Here is a 13320-nt window from a genome sequence, read left to right on the forward strand (position 1 = left end):
GAAGTCCTGGCCGCACACCCCGGCCGCAATCTGCTCGGCCCAGCCGTCCAGCCGCCGGGAGCTAAACCGGGCAGAACCGTGCGCGACGGCCACCGCGTCGGGCTGCCGCGCGGCACCCGCTTCCACGAGACGGTGCACCAGTTCGCCTTCGCCGGGGTCGAGCGCGGCCGGGGCGCGCAGCGCCCGCCGTTGTTCGGGGGTGGTCAGGTCCAGCTGATCCACCGGCCGGTCCGGTTCGGCGAGCGCGGCGGCGAGCAGGATCCGGAACCGGCGGCAGCATTCGGCGAGGTCCGGCTGCGCGCAGGAACCGCCGTCCGCCTCGAAGATCAGCTCCAGCCCGTCGGCGGTGTCGGCCGCGGTGACCGTCAGTTCGTATTTCGCCGCCGCGGCCGGAAGATCGAGCAGCCGGGCCGCGATACCCGGCAGCTCCGGCGGTTCCGGCGGCCGCTGATAAGCGAAAAGCACCTGGAACAGCGGCGTGCTGTCCAGTTCGCGCGGCGGCTTCAGCTCGTCCACGATCCGTTCGAACGGCAGCCAGCGGTGCTCCAGCGCGTCGAGCAGCGCGTTCCTCGCCCGCCGGAGCACCTCGGCGAAGCCCGGCCCGCCGTCCAGCCGCAACCGCAACGGCAGCATGTTGATCAGCGGGCCCACCGTGCGCGCCGACTGCTCGCTCTCCCGCAGCGCGACCGGCGAGCCGAGCACGACGTCGCGGTGCCCGCTGTACCGGCCGACCCAGCAGCCGAGCGCGGCCAGCAAAGCCATGAACGTGGTGCTGCCGGTACGGCGGCACAGCCTGGCCAGTGCGTCGAGTTCGCCCCGGCCCAGCCGTTCGACCCGCCGGGACACCCGCGGCTGTCCACCGCCCCGGGCCCTGCCGAAGGGAGGACTGCGCGGCGGCGCGGCCGCCAGTCCGGCACGCCAGAAGGCTGCCGAGGCGGTGTCCTGCTCGCTGAGTTCCTCTTGCCGGGCAACGAGATCCCGGTAGTCCGCCGCGGGCGGCGGGAGGTGCGCCGGCACTCCGCCGAGCGCGGCGCGGTACAGCGTTTCCAGTTCCTCCCGGACGACAGCGAGCGAACCGGCGTCGAACACCAAGTGGTGCAAGGAAAGCACGAGGACATGCCGTCGCGGAGCCGTCCGCAGGAGCAGCCAGTCCACTGGCGGCCCGGCGTCGAGGCTGATCGGGCGGGCGGCGACGGCGGTCAGCAAGCGGCGCAGCCCCGGTTCGTCCGCGACGACGTCGACGAGCCGCAATCGCGGTGCTGCGTCGGCGATCCGTTGCCGCGGGCCGGCGCCGTCGTCGGAGAACACCGCGCGCAGCATCCCGTGCCGGCGGCCGATCCGGTCGATCGCACAGCGCAGCGCCGCCAGGCTGAGCGGGCCGGCGAGGTCGATCGCCGTGCAGATGGTGTACGCCGGGTTGTCCGGCGCCAGCCGCTGCAGGAACCACATCCGCTGCTGAGCGGCCGAAAGCGGTCCCGACGCCGTCGGAGGGGTCATGCGCGGCCGCCTCCGAGTCCGGCGCCGGACAGCTCGCCCTCGCTCCGCGCCCCGTCCACCGCGAGCGCGAACTCGGCGATGGTGGGCGCGTCGAACAGCGTCCGCACCGACAACGAGGTCCGGAAAAGCTTGTTCGTCGCCGCGATCATCTGCATCGCGCGCAGGGATTCGCCGCCGACGTCGAGGAAATGGTGGTGCACGCCGACCCGGTCGAGCTTGAGCACGGAGGACCAGATGTCGGCCAGCAGCTGCTCGGTCTCCGTCCGCGGCGCGGCGTAGGGCAGTTCCTCCGCCGGCCCGGGTTCGGGCAGCCGGGCCCGGTCCACCTTCCCGGTGCTGGTCAGCGGGACGGCGTCGAGCACGACGCAGGCGCTGGGCACCAGATACCGCGGCAGCCGGTCCCGCACGTACTGCTGCAGCTCCGCCTGCCGGGGCTGCGCGCCGTTCTCGGGCACCACGTACGCGACGAGCTGCTTGTCCCCCTGCTCGCCGCGGGCGACGACCACCGACCGCTGCACTCCGGGGTGGGCGTCCAGCACGCCCTCGACCTCGGCCGGTTCCACCCGGAAGCCCCGGATCTTGACCTGCTGGTCCGTCCGGCCGAGGAACTCGATGTCGCCGCTCGGCAGGAACCGGCCCAGGTCCCCGGTCGCGTAGCGCCGGGAGCCGGGAGCGGGGCTGTCGGGATCCGGCCGGAACACCGCCGCGGTGGCGGCCGGCTTCCCCAGGTAGCCGCGGGCCACGCCGGCTCCGCCGATGTGCAGTTCGCCCGCCACCGCGAGCGGCGCGACCCGGCCGTGGTGGTCCAGCACCCGGACTCGGGCTCCGGCCACCGGACGGCCGATCGGCAGCTGCGGCTGCCCGGCGTCCTCGGCGCCGCTCCAGACCGTGCTCCACACCGTCGCCTCGGTAGGTCCGTACTCATTGGACAGCAGGCATCCGGGCGCCTTGCCGCGGCACTCGCGCGCCAGCGCCGCCGGGGCCGCCTCCCCGGCGGTGATCAGCCGGACCAGCGAGGCGAGCTCGCCCGGGCCCGCCTGGTCCAGCAGCGGCATGAGCAGCGACGGGATGCCGAGGGTGTGGGTCGGCCGCGACCGGACGACCTCGGCGACCGTGGCCGGCGGGTCGAGCTGGGCGCCCTCCGGCGGCAGGATCAACGTGCCGCCGGTGGTCAGCGGCCAGAAGATCCCGGCGACCGAACTGTCGAAGGCGAACGACGACAGCAGCAGGAACCGGTCGGCGGGCTCCTCGTAGGCTTCGCGCCGGGCCTGGAGCGAGGCCAGCACGTTGCGGTGCTCGACGACGACGCCCTTCGGCTCGCCCGTCGACCCCGAGGTGTAGATGACATACGCGGCGTTCGCCGGGTCCGTGCCCGCGGCGGGTTCCCCGTCCGGCTCGTCGAGAGCCTGTCCGGGCACGAACGGTTCGACGGCCGCGGGAAGCCGGGTTTCGAGATGCCGCTGAGCGAGCACCACCTCGGTCCCGCTGGCCGCCAGCACCGCGGCGATGCGCTCGTCCGGTTGCGCCGGATCGAGCGGCAGGTACGCCGCACCGGCCTTGAGCACGCCTAGCAGGCACGCGATCTGCTCGGGCGAGCGTTCCGCGAAGACGCCCACGAGGTCTTCGCGGCCGATCCCCCTCCGCCGCAGCCCGTGCGCGATCCGGGCGGCCCAGCGGTCCAGCGCCCGGTAGCTCAGCGCCGTGCGGCCGGACTCCACCGCGATCCGGTCCGGGGTCGCCGCCGCTTGCGCCGCGAAGGCCTCGTGCAGGCCGCGCCGCGGCGCCGGCGCGGATCCGCCGTCGGCGAACCGGTCGAGCAGCGCGCGGTCCCGCTCGGGCAGATGGTCGAGCGCTTCGAATCGGCTCCCCGGATCCGCCGCGATCGCCTCCAGCACCCGCACGTAGCAGTCCCGGACGCTTTCCATCACCTCCGCGGAGAACTGGAGGCTGTCGTACTCGATCCGGACCTCCAGCGCGCCGGACTCCCGGTTGAGCCGGAAGATCCCGCAGAACGGGAAGGTCGACTCGCCGTACAGCTCGTTCGCCACGTGCGCGACCCCGCGCTGGATCCATCGGTCCAGCACGCCGAACACGTGGTAGTTGGTGAAGAAGAACAGGGTTTCGGCCAGCGGTTCGTTCCCCTGGTGGCGTTTCAGCTCGGCCATCGGCAGCCGCCGGTAGGGCATCGACTGCCGCTCGGACCGCAGGGTGTCCTCGATCAGCCGCTGCCAGCTGCCGCCGTCCATCCGGACCCGCAAGGCCAGGCTGTTGACGAACAATCCGATCGCGGTGCTGCCGTCGGCGACCTCGGGCCTGCCGTTGGTCACGGTGTAGGTCAACGTGTCGGCATTGCCTCCGTAGGCCGACATCACGGCGAGGTGCGCGGCCAGCAGCACGCTCTTCAGCGGCACCGCGAGCGCGGTCGCCACGCGCTTGAGGCCGTCGGACAGCTCGCCGGACACCGGCACGACGATCCGGACGATCTCGCGGGCGCCCTTGTCCGCTTTCGGCCCCGAACCGATCCGGGGCAGCCGCATCAGCGTGGCGTCGGCGAGGTAGGCGTTCCAGAAGTCGTAGTTCTCCTGCCGCGCCAGCGCTTCCAGCTCGAGCGCGACGGCGTCGCGCATCCCGGATTTCGGCGGCTTGATCGCGATCGGCTCGTCGAACACGAGCGAGAAGTAGTGGCTGAACAGCTCGGTGATCATCAAGGCCTCGCTCCAGCCGTCGACGATCTCGTGGTGGAAGCCGTAGGTGAACTGGAAGTCCCCGTCGCCGCGGAGGTGCACCATGAACCGGATCAGCGGATAGTCGTGCAGTTCGAAGCCGCGCAGCTTCTCCCTCTCGATCCACCCGGCGACCTTGTCCTCCTGCTCCGGTTCGGGCAGCCCGCGCAGGTCTTCGAAGAACAGCGGCGTCTCGAAATCGCTGTGCACGAGCTGCAGGGGCCGGCTGTAGGTGGTCATGTCGAACGACGTGCGCAGCATCGGATGCCGCTCGACCAGCTGTCGGACGACGGTGCGCAGGACGTCCAGGTCGAACGGGGCGCGCAGCCGGACCGACGCGATGGCGTGGTACACCGCCGATTTCGCGGCGAAATCCCGGTGGAAGATCATCCCTTCCTGCAGCAGGTTGAGCGGGAAGGCGTCCTCCACCTCGACGGGCAGCGCGTCCCGGTCCTCGGTGCCGATCAGCGCGAACGGGCTGGTGACCGGCGGATCCTCGACCGGCTGCCCGCGGTCCAGCTCGGCGGCGCAGTCCCCGATGACCGGGTTGTCGTGCAGGGCCGCGACCGTGACGTCGAGCCCGCTGGCCTGCGCCCGGCTGGCGACCATCACGCTGCGGATGGAATCGCCGCCGAGCACGAAGTAGTTGTCCGCCATGCCGACCCGGTCCACGCCGAGCACCGTGGCGACCGCCCCGGCGAGGATCTCCTCGGTCTCCGTGCGCGGGGCCACGTACTCGACGGCCGACCCGCTTTCCTTGGCGGGCTTGGGCAGCGCGGCCCGGTCGAGCTTGCCGTTCGCCGTCGTCGGGAGCGCGTCGAGCACCACGAAAGCGGCCGGCACCACCGGTTCGGGCAGCCGTTCGCGGCAGTGCCCGGCCAGCTCCGCCGCGGTCGGGGCCGCGCCGTTCTCCGAGCCGTTCTCCGCGCCGGGAACCACGTAGGCCACCAGGCGGAGTTCCCCCGCGAGCGGAGACGAGCCGCCGGGGTCCTCGTCCTGCCGGGCGAGCGCCACCGCCTGCGCGACCGCGGGATGCTCGCGGAGCACTGCCTCGATCTCCGCGAGTTCCACGCGCACGCCGCGGATCTTGACCTGGTCGTCCGCCCGGCCGAGGAACTCGAGGGCGCCGCTTTCGAGGCGGCGGGCCAGATCCCCGGTCCGGTACATCCGGTCGCCCGGCGTGCCGAAGGGATCCGCGACGAACCGCTCCCGGGTCAGCCGGGGCTGGGCGAGGTAGCCGTCGGCCACGTCCGTGCCGCCGATGGAGATCTCGCCGATCGCCCCGTCCGGAACCGGCTGCCGGCGCGGATCCAGGAGGTAGACCCGCGTGTTGGCGATCGGCGTCCCGATCGGCGCCATGCCGTGTCCCGGGGCCGGCGCGGCGATCCGGTGCGCGGTCGCGCCCACCACGGTTTCGGTCGGGCCGTACTCGTTGACGACCTCCGCGCCCGCGTCGAGGAACAATGCCGCGCTCTCCGCGCGAAGCGCCTCCCCGCCGACCACCACAGTCCTTACGCTCCCGGCGATCTCGCCGGAGGCGACCAGCTGGCCGAGCACGTCCAGATGGGTCGGCGTCAGCTTGACCATGGTGAGGTCCCGCCGGGTGCGCAGCGCCGCCGCGAGCCCGGTGATCCCGGCGTTTTCCGGCACGAGGACCACGCGCTGGCCGACGAGCAACGGGCCGAGCAGCCCGGTCAGCGTGAGGTCGAAACTGACCGACGTGTGCACCAGCGCGCCTTCGCCCTCGTCGAGCCGGTAGGCGCCCGCCGCCCAGGTCAGGTAGTTGACCAGGCCGCGATGCGGTACGACGACCCCGTTGGGCCTGCCGGTGGTGCCCGACGTGTAGAGCACGTACGCCGGGTCGCCGGGGGCGACCGGCGCGTCGACCGGCGTCTCCGGCCGCTCAGCCACCTCGGCGGACTCCTCGTCCAGTGCCAGCGTGAGCGCCGCGCAGCCGCCGAGCCGGTCGAGGACCGCCCTCTCGGCCAGCACGGCCTTCGGTTCCGTCTGCTCGATCGCGAAAGCCAGCCGGGCGCGGGGATAGCCGATGTCGACCGGGACGAACGCCGCCCCAGCCTTCAGCACCCCGAGCAGCGCGACGAGGAGTTCGGGAGACCTCCCGGCCGAGACGACGACCTTGTCCCCGCGAGCCGTTCCGGCCGCTCGCAGGCAATGCGCGAGCTGGTTGGCCCGGGCGTCGAGTTCGCCGTAGCTGAGTTCGGCGTCCTCGCAGGCGACCGCGACCCGGGCGGGATGCAGTGCCGCCCGCTCCGCGATGAGTTCGTGCACGGCCCGCTCCGGCACCGCCGCCACCGGGCCGCGTGCGGCGTCGAGCACGGATTCCCGTTGCGCCGCCGCGAGAATCTCGATGGCGCCGATGTGCGTGGTGCCGTCGGCCAGTGCCGCGCGAAGCACGGCCGCGAAGGCGTCGGCGAGAGCCCGCGCGGTGGCCGGGTCGAGCAGACCGGAGTCGTACCGCACCGCGGTCTGGAGAAACTCGCCGGACCGCACGCACGTCAGCGCCGGCCCGGCAGCGTCCGGCCGCTCCAGCCCGACCACTGTCCACTTTGGATAATCGGGACCTGGAAGCTCGCCCGTTTCGCGGAAGTCGAACCGGGGCAGCACCTCCGCGCGGGCCGGGTCCGCCAAGGCCGGGTCCAGGTGATCGACCCGTTGCTCCGCCGAGCGAAGCCATTCGGACGCCGCTCGCGCGACCGTCAGGAACTCCTGTTCCGCGGTGAACTCACAGCGGTACGGGACTTCGCGTTCGTAGGCGCCGACCGCGTCCTCGAGCCCGGGGTAGCTCCGGCCGGGGGTCGTCAGCAGGACGAGACGGCCGCTTTCGCCGCCCACGCGCCACACCGCTACCTCGAACGCGGCCGCCAGCACGGATTCCAGGCCGAGCCCGTGCTCGGCGGCGAACGCGGCCGCCGCGGCGGCCACCGGCTCCGGCTCCGACAGGTGCGTCCGCTGACGTCCGGGCCGCTCGCCGGCCCCGGTGCGCAGCGCGGCGCCGTCGTCGATTCCGCCGAGACACGCGGCCCAGGCGGCTCGTTCTGTCAGATTCTCGGCCGCGACGAGGAGATCGTTGTGCCAGGCGGAGAAATCCGCGTACTGAAGCACCTCTCCGGTTCGCGGGGGCTCCTCCCCTGACTGGTATCCGGCGGCCAGCTCCATCGCGACTTGGCACAGCGACCGCGGATCCGCGTTGAGCGGATGCGCGGTCAGCAAAAGCACCGTCCCACCGGGAGTTTCCGCCAGCACGGCACGGAATCCCTCGCCGGGTCCCGTGCCGATTTCGCTCCGCTCCGTCCTCGCGAGCTCGGCCGGGTCCCGGACTTCCGCCGTGCGCAGCTCGATCGCCGCGGGGTCGCCGACGACCTGCGCGGGCTCGGGCCAGCCGACCCTGGCGAGGAAACTCGTGCGCAGCGCCTCGTGCCTGCGGACCACCGCGCGCAGCACGGAAGCCAGCCTCGCCGGGTCGATTCCGCCGGGCAGCGAAATCCGGGCCTGCACGGAGTTTCCGGGCGCGGACGCGCGCGGCCACAATCCGCGTTGCAGGGGCGAAACCGCGAACTCCGAAATTTCCTGCGCTACCACCAGTCACCTCCGCTGTACGCGGCATCGACGGCGCGGCGGATCTCCGCCGGAAGGCGTCCCGTCGATGCTCCGGAGGTTTTCCGGAGCATCAACGACTCCGGCGTTCCCGCGAGCTCGTCGCGGGACGCCGGAGGAGGCCGCCGTCCGCCGGTAGCCGCCAGCGCCAGCATCTCGGCGCCGCGATTCCCCGGAATACCGCATGGAATATTCTGCGAACAACAACGAATTGCACAAGAATTCATTCGGGGTAATGTCGGACAACCGCTCGCCGACACTTCCCGAAAGCTGCCTTAGGCCGCGTAGATCTCCACCGTACCAGGCACCGCAAGCCTTTCGCGCACAATTGAGCGGGCTTCGCGAAAAAGCGGCCGTCTGAGTGAAGGACCGGCAGCGGCGCCACGTTCCGTCGACGGAATGCAGAAAGGGCGCGCCGCCAATGCACCCTGGCGGAACGCGTTCGGGCACATCGGCCGCGGCCGGTTCGGCACGGGCGCTACGCCCCGGAGACAACAGAGGTCCGCAGGTTCGGGTCGGCCAGAATCGCCGGCTGCGCGAACAGGCAGTCCCGGACCTCCCCGCGAGCGAACAGCGCCTGCTGGTCGGCGAAATGCGGGGAGGCCGGGTCGCTCGACTCGGAAAACGACAGCAGCCCCTTGGCGATCGGACCGCGTCCGGTGAACTGGACGGCGAGGAGCATGCTCGTGCCGGTGTTCACCGGATAACCGGCCTTGGTCAGGCCGCCGCCAGCGGCCGGCGGGACGACCGGCTCCGTCGTCGTTCCGGGTTCCGGGGTGTATTCGACCACGTCCAGCGCGCCCAGCGCGTCGGGCGCCCCGGGCATCGGAAAGGTCCGGCCGCCCTTCTCGCTGTGCTGCACCGCGCCGAGCGGGACATCGAGCGGGAACCCGGCTGTTTCCAGCGTCCGCCGCGCTTGGTCCAGTGCCTGCCCGAGCACTTCCGGGTCGGGTTCCGGCGCGCCCGGAGTATGCACGGGATCGCGCGGATCGAACGCGGACGTCAGCAACGGCCCGGGCGCGTCCAGCGCGTCCGGATCCGCGGCCAGCACCTGCGACATCGTTTCCCGCCACAGGACAGAACCCCTGCTGTGCACGGAGAACCCGCCGTCCCAGCCGTCCAGCACCGCGCACGCCTTGGCCGCGTCGCGCCAGCCGCCGGACGATCCGGCGTGCTCGCGGCACAGCCGGCGAACCGGCCCCAGCAGCAGCCGTGAACTCAGCGTTTCGTTGGAAAGAACCGCTGACACCAGGTCGCCGAGGCCGAATCGGCGATGCGGCCCGGGGTCGGCGAGCAGCATGGCGTTGAACCGGGCGCGCGCTGGCAGTGCCGCCCGTTCTTCGCCCAGTTGCGCGGGAAAACCTTCGATCGGCTGCTGCGGATTCGCGATCCACGGACTGTTGTTCGCGTTGAAGACGTAATCCGGCCGGGCGAGCCGGGGCCAGCGGGAGGCGGGCAGCAGGCCCGGCGCCGCCGCCCCTGGTTCGACGAGCCAGTCCTGGCGCGGATCGCTGCCGTCGAGCAGGCCGATCGGGCTCGCCAGCCACGCCTCGGTCGCCTGGGGCGTGAGATCCGGAGTGCTGGCGGCGTCGCCGTACCAGGTCGCGCCCGAGCGGTCCGCGGCCACGGTGTTCAGCCACGGGGTGCCGTATCTGGCGTTCTGGGCTGCGATGTCGGCGACGCTGCCGGATTTCGCGACAGCGAGCCAGAAGTCGAGCTGCCGGACGTTCCCGGCGTTCGCGTCGCGGTACTCGACGGCGCTGCCCGGGCTCCAGCCGTAAGCGGGATCCAGCGAGGACAGGTCCACGATCGGCCCATGCGAGCCTGACCACATCGTCCGGGTCAGCCCGACGATGCGTCCATCCGGCTCCTTGACCCGCACGGATATCGTTTTCGCGCGCATGTGCAGCACCCGGTTTCCAACGCGGTAGCTCGTGGCGTCTCCCGGCGTCAACGCGAGCTTGGCGAAGGTGTACCTGGCACCGGGGGCGACAGTGTGGGTCCAGGCCACTCGTTCGGTGAAGCCGATCTGAATCCCGGGCAGGCCGCCGACGCCCGCTCCGTAAACGTCCAGCACTCCGGGCACCGTGAGCTGGCTTTCCCAGAGCCGCAACTCGCCCTGCCAGGGAAAGTGCGGATTGGCAAGCAGCGCACCGCGACCGGCCGTCGACCGCTCGCCGCCGATCGCCCAGCCGTTGCTGCCCAAACCCGTGTTGACGCCTTTCGTCGTGACCAGTTTCCTGGCCGTATCCGCCACCACTCGCGGCGGCACCCGCAAGTCACCTGCGGCTCCAGCGCCCGGCGGCTGCGCCACAGCGATCGCGGGAAGCAGTTGGCGCCCGCTCGACATCAAAGCCAGATCCTGCTGGTAGGCAAGGAGATCCGTAGCCTGGACAGGACCGATCCACGGCGCTCCCGCGCACCACCCGCGGACCGCCGCTGGCCCGACGGTCATCAGGTAGCGGTTGTATCCGGCGGCGTAACCCGCGAGCATGGCGCGCGCGTCGGGCGACAGCTTGGGCAACTCCTGCCGGGCCCTGTCTGTCAGACCCAGAGTCCGGTACGCGATGTCCGACGACAAATACTGGTCGCCTGGACCACGCCCCAGCCATCGAGAGCGCTCTCCGCGCACCTTGACCACCTGATCGGCCAGATCGCAGAGCCGGTCCTCGGCATAGGCCCAGCCTTGCCCGAACGCCACGCTGCCCAGATCCGCGGCCAGAATGTGCGGCACGCCGTAACTCGTTCGGCGGATCTCCGCGTGGTAGCCGATTTCGGAAACAGCCGCAGACCGATTCAACGGAATTGCGGTAAGTGCAGCCGGTTCCGCTGCGAAAACCGCGGCCGAAGACGCAGAACCTTGCGCTCCGATCAACAACGACACGAGGGCGAGCGCGACGACTTTCATCTCTGGCAACACCTGGTCCTTTGCCCCGAACCGGAACGTCTTGCGCACAGGCGACGACCGCCCGTGCGCTTTACACGCACGCGATCGCCCGAGAAATCTTCAACAATGCGCGGTTTGCCGAGAACTGGTGTCCGCCGCAGCCGAACCGAAGGAGAAGTCCGACGACCCGCCAGTCGCACCCTAGAAGTGCCCGGCGTTCCGCAGCAAGGCTCAGCGCCACGACTCCGCCAGGTCAGCGCCATGGACGGTTACCCGCCGCGCTCACCAAGGGAAAAGCGCTCGCGTCCGCGAACGGCCAGCCTCCCGCGCCGCTCTTGTGCAGTAACGACCGGCCTGTTTCGCCCATCAAATCGTGACCGCTCACGCCCGCATTGCCGCCGATCGGGCTAATTCATCTCAAGAACAGTCTAAATTCCGGCGGCCGCACATCGCTGACGCCTCGTTCGGAAAGCGCCAAGAACCATTGCCGAAGAAGGCCGATTCGACCCCGGCCAGGCAGCTTGATCATCGAGACGCTGCTCTGCCGCGGATATCCAGAACCCATCACATGACTTCGGCTGTCCCGCGAGGTTTCGGGAGGACCGCTTCCACAACGGCCTCAGCGTCCCCTCCCAGAGCGATCATCCGCGCCTCAGTTCGATCCAGAGCAGGCTGCGGTCGCGAGCTTCGTCCGCCCGCCGTCCTGGCCCGTCGATCCCCGTCAGGCCATTCGCCGACATCCTTGGGAGGAAACCTCTTCGGTAGCTTTTATGGCCTCTTCTTCTCCATTTGAAGCCGCTTTGCGTAAATCTTTCACTTGCTTGCGCGATGGCTCAATGGCCGGGAGCCCACCTGCCACGCCCGCTATCGGTGATGGCCGGTCATCCACGTCCACAGAAGAGTCAGCACGCGCATCCGGGATGGGTTGGCCTGCGGCGATGATGGGCATCGTTGAGCGCTCGGGTTCTCTACCGGGCGTCCTGGGCAGGCTCGCGGGTTGTTGCCCGGTGGAGGCGGCGTCGGATGCCGCGGAGCCATATTCGGCGAATGACGCCGCTGCCTGCCCGAATGACGAGCCAGTAGGCGGCGAATATGCACCGTGTCCGGATGTCGGTGCAGCGGACGCGGGTCTCGGTGGCCAGTTCGCCGTTCGCGTAACGAAAGTCGAATGCCACCAGGAAATGGCCGGGCTCGGAGAAGCCGCGGAACTTCCGGGCCGGATCGTCTCCCAGGGCGGCGATCGGCCGCTTGCGGGACGTTCGTTCGATGCCGCCGATCACCAGCTGATGATCGGATCGGTGCAGTATCCGGAATCCGTTGCCCAGGAACATCGACAGCACCCGCGTGTCGTCCGGCAGCGGGACACGGTCCAGACTGGCGGCCACCATGACGCGGCGAAACGCGGGCACTTCGCCCCAGGTGAGTTCCTCAGCGGCGCGGATGACGGCCGCGGGCGGTGCCTGGACGGCGAGGCGGTGCCGTTCCCGGCGGTGCCACGTGGGCATGACGCTGTCCAGCGCCGTGGTCGTGCCGGGTGCTTGGCGGGCGTCCTCCATGACGTTTCCCCTGTTTCCGTGGTTCCCGATAGCTACTGGTGCCGGGTCAGTGCCTGGTCCGCCGCCCGCCGCGGGTCAGTGATCATGTCGACGGCTTCGCCCGCCACACCGGCAGAACGCCCATCGGAGCGAGCGCGATCGGATGCCGCACCCCGAACAGCCTCGTGAACGCCGTCGACAACCCCACCAACCCATCATCCACCCGGACACCGTCCAAACCCAGCCCGCACCGGCCGTGAAGGAGAATGCGTGGCCATGGCCGCTGCGACCCCCATGCACGTTCCCGGGCGAACCGACGTGATCATCCGCGACGCCACGACCTCGGACGCCGACGACGTCTATCGGTTGCTCAGCGGATTCGCGACGAGCTACCAACTCGATCGTGCGATCTTCGACGACAGCACGTTTCCCCGCGTCATCGAGACCGCCATGCGAGGCCGGGCCGAATTCCTCGTCGCCGAGCAGGACTCACACCTCCTCGGCTATGTCCTCGGACTGCGGCTGCCCACCCTGTTCGCCGGGGGAACGATCCTCGAACTCCTGGAACTCGCTGTCGACGCGCCCCAGCGCGGGCGCGGTACGGGATCGGCGCTGATCCACGCCGTTCAGGCCAGGTCCCGTGAGGCCAAGGACGTCGAGGTGACCGTGCCGACCCGCCGAGCGGCCGGCTTCTACCGCACTCTCGGGTTCCACGAGACCGCCACCTACCTCAAGTGGCCCACTAGCCACCCGATCCGCGCCCGCACACCCTGATGAGCCAGCTCTCGAAACACCTCAAGCAGCCGGTGGCCTCGTCTGCCTTCGCCCATGCTGCGTATTGGTCATGAAGACAGGGTTCTCGCGCGAATCAAGCGTCGCGGGCCAGGTGAAGGACACGATGTCGGCTGGCGGCTGCACGCGAACTTGCCGAAGACGACGACCTAGCCGAGATCTTCCGCAATCCCGACGGGTGACGGACGCTTGAACCGCTGTCCGAAGAGAAGCAGATCGACGACGTTCCCGCAGAGCGGAGGAAAGGGTTGCCGCACACCGTCGGGTGTCT

General features: G+C 70.6%; 5 protein-coding genes. 1 reads left to right on the top strand and 4 read right to left on the bottom strand.

Going from position 1 to position 13320, the window contains the following annotated elements; translation table 11 throughout:
* From ACZ63D_RS28660 to ACZ63D_RS28675, 4 genes are all read right to left on the bottom strand, one after another.
* On the bottom strand, positions 1–1497 hold a 1497-nt coding region (locus ACZ63D_RS28660), incomplete at its 3' end, for a condensation domain-containing protein (RefSeq protein ID WP_465357462.1).
* The gene (locus ACZ63D_RS28665) at positions 1494–7820 is read right to left on the bottom strand and encodes an amino acid adenylation domain-containing protein (RefSeq protein ID WP_465357463.1); all 6327 of its coding nucleotides are present in this window, start codon (positions 7818–7820) and stop codon (positions 1494–1496) included. The genes ACZ63D_RS28665 and ACZ63D_RS28660, both read right to left, overlap by 4 nt.
* A gap of 493 nt (positions 7821–8313) precedes the next feature.
* Positions 8314–10743, bottom strand: coding sequence for a penicillin acylase family protein (locus ACZ63D_RS28670; protein ID WP_465357812.1), 2430 nt, complete (start codon positions 10741–10743; stop codon positions 8314–8316).
* Positions 10744–11690: 947 nt separating this feature from the next.
* A complete protein-coding gene (locus ACZ63D_RS28675) occupies positions 11691–12278 on the bottom strand; it encodes a hypothetical protein (RefSeq protein WP_465357464.1) in 588 nt (195 codons plus the stop codon).
* 255 nt (positions 12279–12533) lie between these two features.
* Between ACZ63D_RS28675 and ACZ63D_RS28680 the strand changes: the two genes are divergently transcribed.
* Positions 12534–13031 carry a GNAT family N-acetyltransferase gene (locus ACZ63D_RS28680; RefSeq protein ID WP_465357465.1) on the top strand — a complete coding sequence of 166 codons (498 nt, stop codon included), beginning with the start codon at positions 12534–12536 and terminating at the stop codon, positions 13029–13031.
* Positions 13032–13320: the final 289 nt, after the last annotated feature.

The sequence above is a fragment of the Amycolatopsis sp. NPDC104775 genome, from assembly GCF_055583325.1.

Excerpts from the sequence above, each read along its gene's own strand:
- ACZ63D_RS28670 (WP_465357812.1), bottom strand. The coding sequence starts at position 10,743 with ATGAAAGTCGTCGCGCTCGCCCTCGTGTCGTTGTTGATCGGAGCGCAA.
- ACZ63D_RS28675 (WP_465357464.1), bottom strand. The coding sequence starts at position 12,278 with ATGGAGGACGCCCGCCAAGCACCCGGCACGACCACGGCGCTGGACAGC.
- ACZ63D_RS28680 (WP_465357465.1), top strand. The coding sequence starts at position 12,534 with ATGGCCGCTGCGACCCCCATGCACGTTCCCGGGCGAACCGACGTGATC.